13 protein-coding genes are annotated in these 16,325 nt (G+C 66.8%); 8 read left to right on the top strand and 5 right to left on the bottom strand.

What is annotated here, in order from left to right; translation table 11 throughout:
* Positions 1-47 precede the first annotated feature (47 nt).
* The 4 genes from rpsO to ACP7BH_RS16485 all read left to right on the top strand — a co-directional run bounded on the left by rpsO (position 48) and on the right by ACP7BH_RS16485 (position 6,669).
* Positions 48-317 (top strand): 30S ribosomal protein S15, encoded by a 270-nt coding sequence (rpsO, locus tag ACP7BH_RS16470; RefSeq protein ID WP_135194257.1) that lies wholly within the window; start codon positions 48-50, stop codon positions 315-317.
* Between the two features lie 243 nt (positions 318-560).
* A complete protein-coding gene (gene pnp / locus ACP7BH_RS16475) occupies positions 561-2,798 on the top strand; it encodes a polyribonucleotide nucleotidyltransferase (RefSeq protein ID WP_425986946.1) in 2,238 nt (745 codons plus the stop codon).
* 159 nt (positions 2,799-2,957) lie between these two features.
* Positions 2,958-4,787: a DUF885 domain-containing protein gene (locus ACP7BH_RS16480; RefSeq protein WP_425986947.1), complete on the top strand. Its 1,830-nt coding sequence runs from the start codon at positions 2,958-2,960 to the stop codon at positions 4,785-4,787.
* Positions 4,788-4,866: 79 nt separating this feature from the next.
* Complete coding sequence (locus ACP7BH_RS16485) at positions 4,867-6,669, top strand: DUF885 domain-containing protein (protein WP_425986948.1); 1,803 nt, start codon at positions 4,867-4,869, stop codon at positions 6,667-6,669.
* Between the two features lie 9 nt (positions 6,670-6,678).
* Here the strand turns inward: ACP7BH_RS16485 and ACP7BH_RS16490 are convergent, their stop codons facing one another.
* From ACP7BH_RS16490 to ACP7BH_RS16500, 3 genes are read right to left on the bottom strand one after another with little or no spacing between them, the layout of a single operon-like run.
* A complete protein-coding gene (locus tag ACP7BH_RS16490; RefSeq protein ID WP_425986949.1) occupies positions 6,679-7,611 on the bottom strand; it encodes an NAD(P)/FAD-dependent oxidoreductase in 933 nt (310 codons plus the stop codon).
* Positions 7,584-8,735 carry a DUF1176 domain-containing protein gene (locus tag ACP7BH_RS16495; protein WP_425986950.1) on the bottom strand — a complete coding sequence of 384 codons (1,152 nt, stop codon included), beginning with the start codon at positions 8,733-8,735 and terminating at the stop codon, positions 7,584-7,586. The genes ACP7BH_RS16490 and ACP7BH_RS16495 overlap by 28 nt, the downstream gene beginning before the upstream one ends.
* Positions 8,732-8,944, bottom strand: coding sequence for a DUF2945 domain-containing protein (locus tag ACP7BH_RS16500; RefSeq protein WP_409717003.1), 213 nt, complete (start codon positions 8,942-8,944; stop codon positions 8,732-8,734). Before ACP7BH_RS16500 ends, ACP7BH_RS16495 begins: the two co-directional genes overlap by 4 nt.
* A gap of 309 nt (positions 8,945-9,253) precedes the next feature.
* Here ACP7BH_RS16500 and ACP7BH_RS16505 point away from each other — a divergent pair, with 309 nt between their 5' ends.
* From ACP7BH_RS16505 to ACP7BH_RS16515, 3 genes are all read left to right on the top strand, one after another.
* Entirely contained in the window at positions 9,254-10,474 is a 1,221-nt protein-coding gene (locus ACP7BH_RS16505) for an NADP-dependent isocitrate dehydrogenase (protein WP_425986951.1), read from the top strand.
* A gap of 220 nt (positions 10,475-10,694) precedes the next feature.
* Complete coding sequence (locus tag ACP7BH_RS16510; protein WP_425986952.1) at positions 10,695-11,270, top strand: DUF2939 domain-containing protein; 576 nt, start codon at positions 10,695-10,697, stop codon at positions 11,268-11,270.
* 61 nt (positions 11,271-11,331) lie between these two features.
* On the top strand, positions 11,332-11,886 hold the full coding sequence (locus ACP7BH_RS16515) for a DUF2939 domain-containing protein (protein WP_425986953.1): 555 nt from the start codon (positions 11,332-11,334) through the stop codon (positions 11,884-11,886).
* 388 nt (positions 11,887-12,274) lie between these two features.
* On the opposite strand, the gene alaS is transcribed toward ACP7BH_RS16515, so the two are convergent.
* Entirely contained in the window at positions 12,275-14,923 is a 2,649-nt protein-coding gene (gene alaS, locus ACP7BH_RS16520) for an alanine--tRNA ligase (protein ID WP_425986954.1), read from the bottom strand.
* Positions 14,924-15,098: 175 nt separating this feature from the next.
* On the opposite strand from alaS, the gene ACP7BH_RS16525 reads away from it, so the two are divergent.
* Entirely contained in the window at positions 15,099-15,401 is a 303-nt protein-coding gene (locus tag ACP7BH_RS16525; RefSeq protein ID WP_425986955.1) for a hypothetical protein, read from the top strand.
* Positions 15,402-15,442: 41 nt separating this feature from the next.
* Here ACP7BH_RS16525 and ACP7BH_RS16530 read toward each other — a convergent pair whose 3' ends face one another.
* Complete coding sequence (locus ACP7BH_RS16530; protein ID WP_425986956.1) at positions 15,443-16,303, bottom strand: pirin family protein; 861 nt, start codon at positions 16,301-16,303, stop codon at positions 15,443-15,445.
* Positions 16,304-16,325 lie beyond the last annotated feature (22 nt).

Below are 16,325 nucleotides of genomic sequence, written 5' to 3' on the forward strand. Positions count from 1 at the left end.
CACGGCCTCAAGTCGCGAAGCGCGATAGGCCAAGAAAGGACTCTTCGATGTCGGTTACTGCTGAACGCAAGCACGAGATCATCGCCGATAACGCCCGCACCGCTGGCGACACCGGCTCGGCCGAGGTTCAGGTCGCGATCCTGTCGGAACGCATCGCCAACCTCACCGAACACTTCAAGACCCACAAGAAGGACAACCACTCGCGTCGTGGCCTTCTGAAAATGGTGTCGCAACGTCGCCGCCTGCTCGACCACCTCACCAAGGTCGACGCCGATCGCTACCAAGCGCTCATCGCCAAGCTGGGCCTGCGCCGCTAAGGCGTCGGATCAGTGTAGAATACGCTTTCGAGGCGCGGACGGTCACGTCCGCGCCTCGTTGTGCAACTAGACACGACCTGTGCGCCGCAGGACTTACGGCGCATTTGCGAGGGCCATGCCGGTCCTCTCCCGGTCGATCGCGATGGCGCGACGACCTCTGGATCGAAGGACTGAACGCCGACGCATCCGCCCCATGATGGGACCCCGCGCGGAATACGCCGCCCGGGATACGAAAGACGAAATATGTTCGATATCAAACGCAAGACGATCGACTGGGCCGGACGCCCGCTGACCCTGGAAACGGGCCGCATCGCCCGCCAGGCCGACGGCGCCGTGCTGGCGACCTACGGCGAGACCGTGGTTCTGGCCACCGTCGTCTATGGCCGCTCGCCCAAGCCGGGCCTGGATTTCTTCCCCCTGACGGTCAACTACCAGGAAAAGACCTTCGCCGCCGGCAAGATCCCGGGTGGCTATTTCAAGCGTGAAGGCCGTCCGACCGAGAAGGAAACCCTGGTTTCCCGCCTGATCGACCGTCCGATCCGCCCGCTGTTCGTCAAGGGCTTCAAGAACGAGACCCAGGTCGTCGTGACCGTGCTGCAGCACGACATGGAGAACGATCCGGACATCGTCGGCCTGGTCGCCGCCTCGGCCGCCCTGACCATCTCGGGCGTGCCCTTCATGGGCCCCATCGGCGCCGCGCGCGTCGGCCTGATCGACGGCGAGCTGGTTCTGAACCCGCATATCGACCTGATCGCGACTTCGGAGCTGGACCTGGTGGTCGCCGGCACCCAGGACGCCCTGATGATGGTCGAATCCGAAGCCAAGGAGCTGTCGGAAGAGAAGATGCTCGAAGCCCTGATGTTCGCGCACGCGGGCATGCAGCCGGTGATCGACGCCATCATCGAACTGGCCGAACACGCCGCCAAGGAACCCTTCGACTTCCAGGCCGAAGATCATTCGGACGTGGTCGCCTCGATCAAGTCGCTGGTCGGCGAGGACATCAAGGCCGCCTACACCCACCCCGGCAAATACGACCGTCGCTCGGGCGTCGACGCGGCCAAGAAGGCCGCCGCCGCCAAGCTGGTGAAGACCGACGAGAACCCCGACGGCGTCGACAGCTCCAAGTTCTCGGCCGCCTTCAAGGAATGCGAAGCCGAGGTCCTGCGTCGCGACATCATCGAGAACGCGCACCGCGTCGACGGCCGCGCCCTCGACAAGGTCCGCGCCATCGTGTCGGAAGTCGGCGTCCTGCCGCGCACCCACGGTTCGGCCCTGTTCACGCGTGGGGAAACCCAGGCCCTGGTCGTCGCCACGCTCGGCACCGGCGAGGACGAACAGTATATCGACAGCCTGTCGGGCACCTACAAAGAGAGCTTCCTGCTGCACTACAACTTCCCCCCTTATTCGGTGGGTGAAGCGGGTCGCATGGGTTCGCCCGGCCGTCGCGAGATCGGTCACGGCAAGCTGGCCTGGCGCGCGGTTCGTCCGATGCTGCCGTCGAAGGAAGACTTCCCCTACACCATCCGTCTGGTCTCCGAGATCACCGAGTCGAACGGCTCGTCCTCGATGGCCACGGTCTGCGGCGCGTCGCTGGCTCTGATGGACGCGGGCGTTCCGCTGATCCGTCCGGTCTCGGGCATCGCCATGGGCCTGATCCTGGAGCCGTCGGGCGAGTTCGCCATCCTGTCGGACATCCTGGGTGACGAAGATCACCTGGGCGACATGGACTTCAAGGTCGCCGGCACGTCGGAAGGCATCACCAGCCTTCAAATGGACATCAAGGTCGCCGGCATCACCAAGGAGATCATGAAGCAGGCTCTGACCCAGGCCTCGGCCGGTCGCCTCCACATCCTGGACGAGATGTCCAAGGCCATGGATGCGCCGCGCACCGAACTGGGCGAGCACGCGCCCAAGATCGAAACGGTCAAGATCCCGGTCGACAAGATCCGTGAAGTGATCGGTTCGGGCGGCAAGGTCATTCGCGAGATCGTCGAGAAGACTGGCGCCAAGATCGACATCGGCGATGACGGCACCATCAAGGTCGCCGCCAACGACCAGGAGAAGATCGACGCCGCCAAGGCCTGGATCCAGTCCATCGCCTCGGAGCCGGAAGTCGGAACCATCTACTCCGGCAAGGTCGTCAAGGTCGTCGACTTCGGCGCCTTCGTGAACTTCTTCGGCGCCAAGGACGGCCTGGTCCACGTGTCCCAGATCGCTCTGGAACGCGTCGCCAACCCGGCCGACGTCCTGTCGGAAGGCCAAGAAGTGAAGGTCAAGTTCCTGGGCTTCGACGATCGCGGCAAGACCAAGCTGTCGATGAAGATCGTCGATCAGACCACGGGTGAAGACCTGACCGACAAGATCAACGCCGAACGCGCCGAGCGTGGCGAAGAGCCTCTGTCGGACGACACCGGCGGCCGTCCCAAGCGCGAAGGCGGCGGTGATCGCGGTGGCGATCGCGGACGTCGTCGTCGCGACTAGGCGATCGCGTATCCAAGACTGATGAGGCCCGGCGGAGCGATCCGCCGGGCCTTTTTCTTTGGCGGCGCTATGCAGAGATCGGGGGCCTGTCTGGAATTTCACTTGCCGCGCTTGCGCCTGCGGTCTCCATTGCCGCATCCAATTTCGAGGGGCCGTTCCATGTTTGATCGTCGTCGTCTTCTTCAGTCCGCCGCGCTGGGCGCCGGCCTGGTCGCCGTAGGCGGTCCCGCCTTCGCCCGACAAGCCGCGCCCCAAGGCGACGCCGCCGCCCAGCTCAAGACCTTCATGGACGCCACGTTCGAGCAGACGCTGGACAAGAGCCCCGAGGTCGTCACCATGTTCGGCCTGGACAAGGGCGGCCGCGCCGCCGCCAAGTCGAAACTGACCGCCCCGACTCGCGCGGAAGAAGACGACCAGCGCGCCTTCACGCGTCGCCAGCGCGCCGAACTGGCCCGCATCGACCGCACCAAACTGGATGCCCGCAACGCCAACTATTACGACAGCCTGGCCCAGAATCTGGACGGGGTGATCGCCACCTACGACATCCCCTATGGCCAGGGCGGATGGCCCAATCCGTACCGGGTCAGCCAGCAGGGCGGCGCCTATCAGTCCACGCCGGACTTCCTGGCCAATCAGCACACCATCGAGACGGCTGCGGACGCCGACGCCTATGTGGCGCGCGTCAACGCCTTCGCCGACGTGCTGCTGGCCGAGACGGATCGGGTGAAGGAGGAATATGCGCTCGGCGTGATCCCGCCCGACTTCATCCTGGCCAAGGCGATCCGCCAGCAGGACGGTTTCCTGGCGACCCCGGCGGCGACCTCGCCCCTGGTGCAGTCGGTCGTCGATCGCGCGCGCGCCAAAGGCCTGACCGGCGACTGGGGCGCCCAGGTGGAGCGGCTGGTGACCGAGCGGGTCTATCCGGCTCTCGCCGCCCAGAACGCGGTGCTGAAGGCCGCCCAGCCCAACGCCGTGCACGAGGCCTCGGTGCGTCGCCTCCCACAGGGCGAGCAGTACTACGCCAACAGCCTGCACTACATCACCACGACCCGGCTGACGGCGGACGAGATCCACCGCACCGGCGTCGAGCAGATGGCCGATCTGACGGCGCGCGCCGACGTGCTGCTGAAGGCGCAAGGGCTGACGCAGGGCTCGGTCGCCGAACGGATCAAGGCCTTGGGGGACGATCCCAAATACGTCTACGCCAACACTGACGTCGGCAAGGCCGAGCTGATCGACAAGCTGAACGCCCAGATGGCCGACATGCAGGCGCGGCTGCCGAACGCCTTTGGTCGGCTGCCCAAGGCCAAGGTCGAGATCAAGCGCGTGCCGCCCGAGATAGAGGCCGGCGCGCCGATGGGCTACTACAACTCGCCCAGCCTGGATGGGACGCGGCCCGGCATCTACTGGATCAATCTGAAGGACACGGCGGAATGGCCGTCCTGGACCCTGCCGACCCTGACTTATCACGAGGCTGCGCCGGGCCATCACCTCCAGATCAGCCTGCAACAGGAGAGCGAGTCCGCGCCCCTGCTGATGAACCTGTTGGGCTTCTCCAGCTATGTCGAGGGCTGGGGTCTGTACGCCGAGCAGCTGGCCGACGAGATGGGCGCCTATGAGAACGATCCGACAGGACAGATCGGTTACATTCAATCGTTGATGTTCCGCGCCGCCCGCCTGGTGGTCGACACCGGCATCCATTCCAAGGGCTGGAGCCGCGAACAGGGCATCCGCTACATGATGGAAGCCTATGGCGATCAGGAGGGGGCGGCGACGTCCGAGGTCGAACGCTACTGCGGCTGGCCGGGCCAGGCCTGCGCCTACAAGGTCGGGCACAACGAATGGGTCCGCCTGCGCGAAAAGGCCAAGACCACCCTGGGGCCCAAGTTCGACATCAAGGGCTTCCACGACACGGCCTTAGCCGCCGGCGGCGTGCCGCTGTCGGTGCTGGAGCGGATCGTGGACGGGTGGGTCGCGACCCAGGCGTGACCCACAGACCGTAGCGGGCCATAGTCGCAGATAAGCAGGGATGCGCCGGCGCGGCGCTCCCGTCACCGGAGTTCATCGCATGATCGATCGTCGCCGTCTTCTGCTGACCGCCGCCGCCACGGCTGCGGTCGCGCCGTCCCTGGCTCAGGCCCAAGCCGCCGCGACCGATGCGGATGGGCGGCTGAACAGCCTGCTGGACGGCTGGTTCGAGGCGGACATCGACGAAAGCCCCGAACGCGCCACCAACCTGGGCCTGGACCGGGGCGCGCGAGCAGGGCTGTCGTCAAGGCTCAGCGAGGCGGGGCCGGACGCTATCCTCAAGGATCGTCGCAAGGCGACCGACCGCTGGGGCCAGCTGAGCGGCTTCGATCAGGCCGGCCTGTCGCCGGCTGGGGCGCTGAACTACGCCATCGCCGCCTTCGGGGCGGAGACGGCGGCCCAGACGGCGCGCTTCGACTATGGGGCGGGGCCGGGACGGCCGTCGCCCTATATCGTGACCCAGCTGTCGGGCGCCTATTTCAGCACGCCGGATTTTCTGGATAACCAGCACCGGATCGAGGACGCGGCGGGCGCCGACGCCTTCCTGTGGCGGCTAGAGGCCTTCTCGGGCGTGCTGGAGGGCGAGACCGCCAAGGTGCAGGAAGACGCCGGTCTGGGCGTGATCCCGCCGGACTTCATCATCGACCGCATGCTGCCGCAGATGCGCACCCTGCACGACACGCCCGCCGCCGACATGGCCATGCTGAAGTCGCTGGCGCGCAAGACGGCCGGGCTGAACCTGACCGGCTACGACGCGCGCGCCGCCGCCATCGTGGACCAGAAGGTCAAGCCGGCCCTGGCCGCCCAGATCGCGGCGCTGGAGGCTTTTCGGCCTCGCGCGACCCATGATGCCGGAGTCTGGCGTCTGCCGGACGGCGAAGCCTTCTACGCTGCGGGCCTCAAAGCCAATACGACCACGACCCTGTCGGCCAAGGAGATTCACGCCCTGGGCCGCGAACAGGTCGCCGAGATCAGCGCCGAGATCGACGCCATCCTGAAGGCCCAGAGCTATACGCAAGGCACGGTCGGCGAACGCATCCAGGCCCTGAACAAGGAGCCGGCACAACTGTTCGCCAATACCGACGCGGGCAAGGCCGAGCTGCTGGCCTGGCTGAACCAGCTGGTCGCCGATCTGGAGCCAAAACTGCCCCAGGTGTTCGGCCGCCTGCCCAAGTCCCACGTCGAGGTCCGGCGCGTGCCGGTGTCGATCCAGTCGGGGGCGCCGGGCGGCTATTACCAGGGACCGCCGCTGGATGGGTCGCGACCGGGCGCCTATTACATCAACCTGCGCGACAGCGGGAACTGGCCGCGCTTCGCCCTGCCGACCCTGACCTATCACGAGGCGTCGCCGGGGCATCACCTGCAGGTGGCGCTTCAGCGCGAGTCCGGCGAGCTGCCGCAATGGCGGCGGGCGGGCGGCTTCTCGGCCTATAACGAGGGCTGGGCGCTGTATGCCGAGGCGGTGGCGGCCAACGATCTGGACGTCTATGCGGCCGATCCGCTGGGCCGGGTCGGCTTCCTGATGTCCTATCTGTTCCGGGCCGTGCGGCTGGTGGTGGACACCGGCCTGCATTCCGAGCGCTGGAGCCGCGAACAGGCGGTCGAATATATGGCGGCCTCGGGCGCCAAGCCGCTGGATGCGTCCAACAGCGAGATCAACCGCTACTGCGTCTGGCCCGGCCAGGCCTGTTCCTACAAGGTCGGCCACACCGTCATCGCCCGCCTGCGCGAACAGGCCGAGGCCAGGCCCGGATTCGACCTGCGCGCCTTCCACGACAAGGTGCTGGAGAACGGATCCCTGCCGCTGGCCGTGCTGGAGCGGATCGTGGGTGAAAAGGCCTAAAATCTGGGCCTAGTCGGCGACGGTCAGGCCGTCGGCCTTGCGCAGGCGGTTGTGGATGTCGGTGGCGGCGACGGCGGCCTCTGCGGTCGCCACGGCGATCTGGTTGAGGCCGCGCACCACGTCGCCGGCGGCGTAGAGACCTGGCACGCTGGTCGTCTGGTGCAGATCGACCTCCAGCCGACCGTCGCCGGCGACGCGCGCGCCCAGACCCTTGGCCAGTTCGGCGTTGGGCGAAGTGCCCAGCGCCGAATAGACCAGGTCGAAGGCGCGGGTCTGGCCGCCCCAGGTCAGGGCGGTCACGCGGTCCTGTTCCAGCTCCACCGCCTCCAGCGGCGCCAGGATCAGTTCGACGCCCAGCCTGTCCAGCTCGTCGCGGCGTGAGAGGGCGTCGGCCGGGCCGATGTGGATCAGCGTCACCCGGTCGGAATAGGTGCGCATGAAGGCGGCTTCGCGCGCGCCCTTGTCGCTGTGGCCGATGACGGCGACCGCCTTGTCCGTGGCTTCATAGCCGTCACAGATGGGGCAGACGCGGACCAGCGACCGTTGTACCGCGCGTTCGACCCCCGGCAGGTCGGGGTGATGATCGACGACGCCGGTCGCCAGCAGCACGGCGCGGGCGCGAATGGCGCGGCCGTCCACCTGGGCGACGAAGCCGTCGCCGTCTCGGGCCAGGGTCTTTACCCGACCGGGCATGACGACCGCCCCATATTCCTCGGCCTGTTCGCGCATTCGCTTCAGGATGTCCGAGCCGCCGATACCTGCGGGAAAGCCCGGCATATTGTGGCTGACGGGAATCCAGCAGGCGCGCGGTTCGCCCGCGTCCACCACCAGGGTCCGCCTGCGGAAGCGGCCGAGATAGGTCGCCGCCGTCAGACCGGCCGGACCCGCCCCGACGATCAGGACCTCCGGGTCGTTCACCGCGTGCGCCAGGCGACGGGCCACAGGTCGGATCGCACGCCCGCGCATTGGCCCATCGTGCTTTCCTCCGTCAGGACGAAGCGGTCGCCGGTCCAAGCCCAGGTCTGGGCCGAACCACAGTCGCCGATGCCGCGTCCCTTGGCGAAGGCCGACAGGGTGCGAGTCTTGGGATCATAGGCCCCGTTGACGGTGGAGTTGTCGGCCATGACCGGGTCGACGCCAGGGCCGGCCGTTCCGGCGAGGATCGCGGGGCGGGGGTCACGACCGCCCGGTCCCGTCAGATACCAGTTGTGGGTGACGTTATAGGCCCCGGCACCGCACGGCACGCCCCACAGTTCCGTGCGGGCGTCCAGCCGGGCGGACATGACCATGTCGCTGATCGCCGGCATGGCCGATTCCTTCAGGCAGGTTCCGACCTCGGTGCGGGTGCGAAGGGCGGCGGGGACGGTCTGGTTCACGTCGCCGAAGCCCGCCTGATCCACGGCCGGGGCCGGCGTGACCGTCGGCAGGGGCGGGGCGACCGGGACGGCGGACGCGGGACGGTCGCCACGGCGGATCAGGGCCGTGGTGGTGTTCAGACGGCCCTGTTTCTCATCGATCCACAACAGGGCGGCGGCGGCGCCGTGCAGGGAGACGTCCTGGGTCGAGACGCCGCGAATGGTCATGACCTTGCCCTGAGCCATGGCGTCGATCGCGGCGCGGGCGTCAGTGCGGATTTCTCCGATCGGCGCTTCCGCCTCGCCCTCGGGGCTGAGCGTGGAGTCAAAGGCGCGACCGTCGATCGTGAGCGCGATCTGGCCGGGACCCTTGGCGTCGCTGTCGGGCCAATAGCCGAACAGGATCTGGGGCTGGGCGTCCGGACCGGGCGCCAAGGTGATGCGCACCCAGCCGGCGGCAAACTCGGGCGCGAAGCCGAAGGCCCAGCAGGTTCCGTCGTTGCCGCAGGTCGCGCTCCAGTCGCGGAACTGCTTCGTCTCGCTGCGGATCTGAAGCACCGGCGCGGCTGCAGCAGCGGCGGCGGCGGTCGCAGGCATGGCGGCCTTGGGTGCTGCGGGCGCCTTGGCGGCGTCCCTGTCGCCGCAACCGGCGACGGCGAGGGCGGACAGGGCCAGGGCGGAAAGCGCGACGCCGCAAGACAGGGTCTTCATGCCTTTTTCAACTCCGACGGCTTGTGCGCCGCGCGCGCGCCGGTCTTGGCGCTCTCGACGATATACTCGGGATTGTCAGGCGAAGCTGCGACCTTGTGGCCCTTGATGTGCGTTTCGGAGGTGACCTTCTTTACGACCTTGCCGGTCGTCGTGCCCTGGCTGTGATCCCACTTTACGCGATCGCCGGACTTGAACGTCTTTTCGGGCATGGCTGCGCTCCCTGCTGTGTCGCTTCTCGTTCAGTGATCAGCCTGCGCATCAGTTCCGCATCGATCACGGGCGGGACTTCGCAGAAGGTGACGATCCACCGGTCGATCAGTTCACGTTCGTCTTTCGTCATTCCATCGTCCGTCGCCGCCCTTGGGCCAAGGAGAAGCCCAGACCCGCCAAAGGGTTCAGCGTGGCGTCGAGGTTTTTTCCGGGCGGGGTTAACGGACGGCGGGGTTTGCGTGGACGCGCGGCCCCGCTATATCCCCGCCACGACATTCCTTCCCTACAGTCACAGGCGGACCGCACGCATGGCCAAGATCAAGGTCGAAAACCCCATCGTCGACATCGACGGCGACGAAATGACCCGCATCATCTGGCAGATGATCAAGGACAAGCTGGTCTTCCCGTTCCTGGATCTCGAACTGGATTACTACGACCTGGGCATGGAGCACCGCGACGCCACCGACGACCAGGTGACGATCGACGCCGCCCACGCGATCCAGAAGCACGGCGTCGGCGTGAAGTGCGCCACCATCACGCCTGACGAAGCGCGCGTCGCCGAGTTCGGCCTGAAGAAGATGTGGAAGTCGCCCAACGGCACCATCCGCAACATCCTGGGCGGCGTCGTCTTCCGCGAGCCGATCATCTGCTCGAACGTGCCGCGCCTGGTTCCGGGCTGGACCCAGCCGATCGTCGTCGGCCGCCACGCCTTCGGCGACCAGTATAAGGCCACCGACTTCCTGATGCCCGGCCCCGGCACCCTGACGATCAAGTTCATCGGCGAAGACGGCGCCGTGATCGAGCACGAGGTCTACAAGGCGCCCGGCGCCGGCGTGGCCATGGCCATGTACAACCAGGACGACTCGATCCGTGAGTTCGCCCACGCCTCGTTCGCCTATGGGCTGCAGCGCAACTATCCGGTCTATCTGTCGACCAAGAACACGATCCTGAAAGCCTATGACGGCCGCTTCAAAGACCTGTTCCAGGAAGTGTTCGACGCCCATTACGCCGCCGAGTTCAAGGCGCGCGGCCTGACCTACGAGCACCGTCTGATCGACGACATGGTCGCAGCGGCCATGAAGTGGTCCGGCGGCTTCGTCTGGGCGTGCAAGAACTATGACGGCGACGTCCAGTCGGACGTGGTGGCGCAGGGCTTCGGCTCGCTGGGCCTGATGACCTCGGTCCTGATGACGCCGGACGGCAAGGTGCTGGAAACCGAGGCCGCCCACGGCACCGTGACCCGCCACTATCGCCAGCACCAGAAGGGCGAGGCCACGTCGACCAACTCGATCGCCTCGATCTTCGCCTGGACCCGCGGCTTCAAGCACCGCGCCAAGCTGGACGACAACGCGGCCTTGGCCACGTTCGCCGACACCCTGGAGAAGATCGTCGTCGACACCGTCGAAAGCGGCCATATGACCAAGGACCTGGCGCTGCTGGTCGGCGACCAACAGGGCTGGCTGACCACCGAGGGCTTCCTCGACAAGGTCGCCGAGAACCTGAAGACCGCCCTGCCGGACGTGGGCTGAGGATAAGGGGGAGCCGGGAACGTCGCGAGGCGTCCGGCCCCCTCAACCGCTACGCGGTCCCCCTCCCCCGATGGGGGAGGATTGTCCGACCAAGAGTCCTCAAGTAGCGCGAAGCGCGATAGGACAAACAAGAATGAGGCCCCGTCGGAGCGATCCGGCGGGGCTTTTCGTTGTGCGAACGGCCGGGGCGTGCATGATCGGCGATAATGAGGAAGCGGTCTTGAAGCGTCTGTTCGGAAATATGGTGCTGGCGGCGGTCGTGGCGGCGGTGCTGTCCTTCTTCGCCGCGCCCGCCGTGGCCTTCTTCGCCATTCGATCGGCGGCCGAGGCGAACGATGTGGCGGGGCTGGCGCGGTTGATCGACTTCAACGCCGTGCGTCAGTCGCTGCGGCCGCAGCTGGCGGGACGGCCCGAGGCGATGGCGCCCGCGCCGTCGTTCCTGGAAGACCCCATCGGCGCCTTCCGGCGTCAGATCGAACAGAACCCCATCCTGCGCCAGCCGGACGTGGACGCCTATCTGACGCCGGCGGCCCTGACGGCCCTGCTGCGCGGCGAGGGACGGTACGCCAGCCAGAGGACGACGGCGGGCGTGGCGCCCGCGTCGGCCCAGGCGCGCAAGCCCTGGCCCAGTCCAGCCTACTGGAGCGTCAACCGGGCGCGGATGGCGGTGACGGACCAGGGCGGATCGCGCACCCTGTTCACCTTCGAGCGGCGCGGACCGTTCGAATGGAAGCTGGTCCACATCGGCCTGCCCGACGGGACCGCGCCGGCCGTGACGGTGACGACGCGCCCATGAGGCCGAGGGATGGGAGGCAACCGGGCGGTCGGGCGCCGCGTTGGCTTTTCAAGGAGACTGCATGAACCGCAAGATCGTCACCGGAGCCCTGATCGCCGTCGTCGTCGGCGTGGTCGTCGCCCTGTTCGCCTCGCCCTTCATCGCCGCCCAGGCGCTGGTTCGGGCGGCGCGGACGGGGGATGCGGCGGGGCTGGAGCGGCAGGTGGATTTTCCGGCCTTTCGCGCCAGCCTGAAGAACGAACTGAATGCGCGGGCGGCATTGGAAATCCGCAGCCGGACCAACGGGGATCGCGGTTTGGCGGCGCTGGGGATGCTGCTGGCCCCGTCGCTGGTCGAAGGCGCAGTCGACAACTTCGTCACGCCCCAGGGCATCGCCGCCATGGTGCGTTCAGGCGAGACGCCCGAACCCGAACGGCCCGTCCCCGCCGACGACACGCCCGCCGCGCCCAAGGACAAGATCCATCAATCCTGGGCCTATCGCGGAATCAACACCTTCGCCGTGACGCTGACGCGCGACGACCGGCCGGACGACGCCCTGGTGCTGATCATGGAGCGCCGCACGCCGTTTACGTGGAAGCTGGCGGGGGTCGATCTGACGCCCGATCCGATGGGGTGAGGCCGAGGTCGAAATTGCACTGCACCTCGAAAACGAGTGCAAGGTGCAAGAGGGTGCAATTTCGATCTGGATAAAAACTGAGTGCAGTTGGTGCACTTTTGCTCTGCATGACGTCCCCCATTCCGACTGTCGATTATACGCGCGATCGGAGGGGCGTCAGGGTGGCGGACGCTGCTGCGACGTAAGTCGCTGAATAGCAGGCTAATTACATCAAGAATTAGGATGGCTAGCCCCCTCTCCTATAGGGAGAGGGCTTGAGCGCACGGCGGCGTTAGCCGTCGTTCTGGCGCGAAAGGGTGAGGGGTTGTGGTGTGCGAACTGGCCCACCACCGTAACCCCTCATCCGGCCCTTCGGGCCACCTTCTCCCTATGGGAGAAGGGCGTTGTGTTAAGCCAGCGCGGCTCGGACCGCCGCCAGACCGTCTTCGGCCTTCGACCCATCCGGGGCGCCGCCCTGGGCGAAGTCGGGTTTGCCGCCAGCGCCCTGGCCGCCCATGGCGATGACGGCGGCGCGGGCCAGGTCGGCGGCGTTGACGCGGTCGGTGAGGTCGGAGGTGACGGCGACGGTGACGGCCGCCTTGCCCTCGGTCACGCCGATCAGGGCGACGACGCCGGTGCCGACCTGTTTGCGGAAGTCCTCGGCGACGCCGCGCAGACCCTTGCCGTCCACGCCGTCGAGGACGCGGGCCATCAGCTTGATCCCGCCGATCTCTTCAGGCGCAGCGGACGCGCCGGAGCCGCCGCCAAGCGCCAGTTGCTTCTTCAGCTCGGCGACCTGTTTCTCCAGCGTCTTGACCGAGGCGGTCAGGCTGTCGACGCGGGCCGGGACGTCGGCGGTCTGGACCTTGAAGCCCTGGGCCAGCGAGCGCGCGACGCCCGCCTGGGCCAGCAGATACTGACGCGCGGCCTCGCCGGTCAGGGCCTCGATGCGGCGCACGCCGGCGGCGACGCCGGTTTCCTGGACGATCTTGAACAGGGCGATGTCGCCGGTGCGGGCGACGTGGGTGCCGCCGCACAGTTCGACCGAATAGGGGGCGTTGTTGTCGCCGGTCAAAGCCCGGCCCAGGGTCAGGACGCGGACCTCGTCGCCGTATTTCTCGCCGAACAGGGCGATGGCGCCGGCCTCGATGGCCTCTTGCGGCGCCATCAGCTTCATCTCGGTGGGGACGTTCTGACGGATGACCGCATTGACCTCGGTCTCGATGGCCGACAGTTCGGCCTCGGTCAGGGGAGCGCCGTGGCTGAAGTCGAAGCGCGCGCGCTCAGAATCGACCAGCTGGCCCTTCTGGGCGACTGCGGGGCCGAGCACATTCTTCAGCGCCGTGTGCAGCAGGTGGGCGGCGGAATGGTTGGCGCGGGTCGTGCCACGTTTCTCGGCGTCCACCAGCTGGGCCGCGCGGGTTCCGATCTCCAGCTTGCCGGCCGTGACCTGGGCCACCAGGACGTGCAGGTCGCCGGCGTGTTTGCGCACGTCGATGACCTCGGCCTCGCCAGACGGCCATTCCAGGGTTCCGTGATCGCCGGCCTGGCCGCCGCTTTCGGCATAGAAGGGGGTGGTGTCGAACAACACTTCAACGATGTCGCCGGCCTCGGCCGTCTCGACAGGTGCGCCGGCGTTCATGATGGCCAGGACCTCGCCCGAGCCCTCGATATTGTCATAGCCGGTGAAGACGGTCGGCCCCATGCGGTCGCGGATCGCCAGCCATTCGTTGGTGTTAGCGGTCTGGCCCGAGCCCTTCCAGTGTTCGCGCGAACGCTGGCGCTGCTCGGCCATGGCGGATTCGAAACCGTCCACATTGACCGAGAAACCGCGACGACGGGCCTCGTCCTGGGTCAGGTCCAGCGGGAAGCCGTAGGTGTCGGACAGGGTGAAGGCGGTCTGACCGTCCAGCATGTCGCCGGGACGGAAGCCCTGAACCGCCGTGTCGAACAGGGCCATGCCGCGGCCGAGCGTGGTGCGGAACCGGACCTCTTCCTGCTTCAGCGTGTCTTCGATGAAGGGCTGGGCGCGGGCCAGTTCGGGATAGGCGTCGCCCATCTGGGCCACCAGGGTCGGCACCAGACGGTGCATCAGTGGATCGGCGGCGCCCAGCAGGTGGGCGTGGCGCATGGCGCGGCGCATGATCCGGCGCAGCACATAACCCCGGCCCTCGTTCGACGGGGTGACGCCGTCGGCGATGAGGAAGGAGGAGGAGCGCAGGTGGTCGGCGATGACCCGGTGGCTGGCGGCGCGCTCGCCGTCCGACTTGGTCGAGGTGGCGTCTTCCGACGCGGCGATCAGGGTCTTGAACAGGTCGGTCTCGAACACCGAATGCACGCCCTGAAGCACGGTGGTCATCCGCTCCAGCCCCATGCCGGTGTCCACGCTGGGCTTGGGAAGGTTGCGAACGATCTGATCGTTCTCCTTCTCATACTGCATGAAGACGTTGTTCCAGATCTCGACGTAACGATCACCGTCCTCGTCCGGCGAGCCGGGAGGGCCGCCGGCGATCTTGTCGCCGTGGTCCCAGAAGATTTCGGTGCAGGGGCCGCAGGGGCCGCTGTCGCCCATGGCCCAGAAATTGTCCGATCCGGCGATGCGGATGATCTTGTCGTCGGAGAAGCCGGTGATCTTCTTCCAGATCGCGGCGGCCTCGTCGTCGTCGATATAGACGGTGACCAGCAGGCGTTTGGCGTCCAGGCCGAAGTCCTGGGTGACCAGGTTCCACGCCTTCTCGATGGCGTGTTCCTTGAAATAGTCGCCGAAGGAGAAGTTCCCCAGCATCTCGAAGAAGGTCAGGTGGCGGGCGGTGTAGCCGACATTGTCCAGGTCGTTGTGCTTGCCCCCGGCGCGGACGCATTTCTGCGACGACGTGGCGCGCGGATACGGCGGCTTGGACGCGCCGGTGAAATAGTCCTTGAACGGCACCATGCCCGCATTGACGAAGAGCAGGCTCGGGTCGTTCTGCGGCACCAGCGGCGCCGAGTGCACCTTGGCATGGCCGTCCGCCGCGAAATAATCGAGGTATGTGGCGCGGATCTCGTTCAGGCTGGGCATGGGCGTGTTTTCGGCTCGGCGGTCGCTAAGGAACCGGCGTCTTATAGGGTTTTGGCGGCGAGCGCATCATCTGGAGCGCGCCGTTGCGAAGAACCCGAAACATGTGATTTGAACTTCAGGTTGATAAGTGCGCACTTTTGAAGCGCGCAATTTCGCGCCTCTTGAGAGGACTGAAATGAAACGCGTTCAAAACCTCGCCATCGTGATCGCGGCGATCGCCACGACAACGGTGGCCTTCGGCCCGGCCGAGGCTCTGGTCCAGAGTTCCTGGGATCCCAGTCTCGTGGCGTATTCCTACGTCTACTACGCCGATGCGGCGAAGACTCAGCAGTTGGGCACGGCCTGGGACACATGCCGCCAGAGCGGCAGCACCATCTATGTGATAAAGCCTTATATTCCCACGGCCTATTACGATGAGACGCCGATGTTCGTCTGTTCCGGGATGGGGCCGTATCTGCCGCCTGACTGGCCTTACTGATCGGCGAAGGGCGGTTCGATGAACCGCCCTTCTTTCTATTTCTAAACCCTCGGCGGCGGGCCGAACTTGCCGGACTGATAGTCCTGAACCGCCTGGATGATCTCTTCGCGGGTGTTCATGACGAAGGGGCCGTGGCTGAAGACCGGCTCGCCGATGGGCTGGGCATGGCCCAACAGGACGACGGCGTCGGTCTGGGCCGTGATCTCGACCGTGTCGCCGTCGCCCAGGGCGGCGAGGTTCCATTCGGGCACGGGGGTTCCGGCGACGGAGACCTGGCCCTTGATCGCGTAGAAGAAGACGTTGCGGCCGGGGGCAACCGGGGTTTCGAACCGGGCGCCGGCAGGCAGGCGGACGACGGCCAGGTGGATGTCGATCAGCGACTGGATCGGGGCTGCGACGCCCCGCCATTTGCCGGAGACCGGTTCGACAGTAACGCCGTCCTCGGTGGTGAAGGTCGGGATGTCGGACTTCTGCAGGCCGACATAGTCGGGCTTGGTCATCTTCAGCCGCGACGGCAGGTTCACCCACAGCTGCAGGATCTCCATCGGCCCGCCGTCGCGCTTGAAATCAGCCGGGGAAAGTTCGGCGTGGATCAGGCCCGAGCCGGCGGTCATCCACTGGATACCGCCCGCCTTGATGATGCTCTCGCCGCCGCCGGAATCGTTATGGGCCAGTTCGCCGTCGAGGATGAAGGTGACGGTCTCGAACCCCCTGTGCGGGTGGGGACCGAACGGCAGGCCGGCGTTGCCCGGCGCATAGGTCTGGGGCCCGTGGTGGTTCAGGAACAGGAAGGGATCGACCTGGTCCAGGCCCGGACCGGGCACGGGACGACGGGTCGTCAGATCGCCGATGTCGTCGCGGTGGGCGGGATGCAGGCGAAGTACGGGGCGGAGCTGGGTCATTCGCCACATATAGGGTGGCGGA

The sequence above is a fragment of the Brevundimonas sp. TWP2-1 genome, assembly GCF_049897645.1.
Lineage (GTDB): Bacteria > Pseudomonadota > Alphaproteobacteria > Caulobacterales > Caulobacteraceae > Brevundimonas.

Bases quoted from the DNA above. Each gene is read 5' to 3' on its own strand.
- ACP7BH_RS16480 (WP_425986947.1), top strand. From the start codon at position 2,958: ATGTTTGATCGTCGTCGTCTTCTTCAGTCCGCCGCGCTGGGCGCCGGC.
- ACP7BH_RS16530 (WP_425986956.1), bottom strand. From the start codon at position 16,303: ATGACCCAGCTCCGCCCCGTACTTCGCCTGCATCCCGCCCACCGCGAC.
- alaS (WP_425986954.1), bottom strand. From the start codon at position 14,923: ATGCCCAGCCTGAACGAGATCCGCGCCACATACCTCGATTATTTCGCG.
- ACP7BH_RS16495 (WP_425986950.1), bottom strand. From the start codon at position 8,735: ATGAAGACCCTGTCTTGCGGCGTCGCGCTTTCCGCCCTGGCCCTGTCC.
- ACP7BH_RS16525 (WP_425986955.1), top strand. From the start codon at position 15,099: ATGAAACGCGTTCAAAACCTCGCCATCGTGATCGCGGCGATCGCCACG.
- pnp (WP_425986946.1), top strand. From the start codon at position 561: ATGTTCGATATCAAACGCAAGACGATCGACTGGGCCGGACGCCCGCTG.
- ACP7BH_RS16485 (WP_425986948.1), top strand. From the start codon at position 4,867: ATGATCGATCGTCGCCGTCTTCTGCTGACCGCCGCCGCCACGGCTGCG.
- ACP7BH_RS16505 (WP_425986951.1), top strand. From the start codon at position 9,254: ATGGCCAAGATCAAGGTCGAAAACCCCATCGTCGACATCGACGGCGAC.
- ACP7BH_RS16500 (WP_409717003.1), bottom strand. From the start codon at position 8,944: ATGCCCGAAAAGACGTTCAAGTCCGGCGATCGCGTAAAGTGGGATCAC.
- rpsO (WP_135194257.1), top strand. From the start codon at position 48: ATGTCGGTTACTGCTGAACGCAAGCACGAGATCATCGCCGATAACGCC.
- ACP7BH_RS16515 (WP_425986953.1), top strand. From the start codon at position 11,332: ATGAACCGCAAGATCGTCACCGGAGCCCTGATCGCCGTCGTCGTCGGC.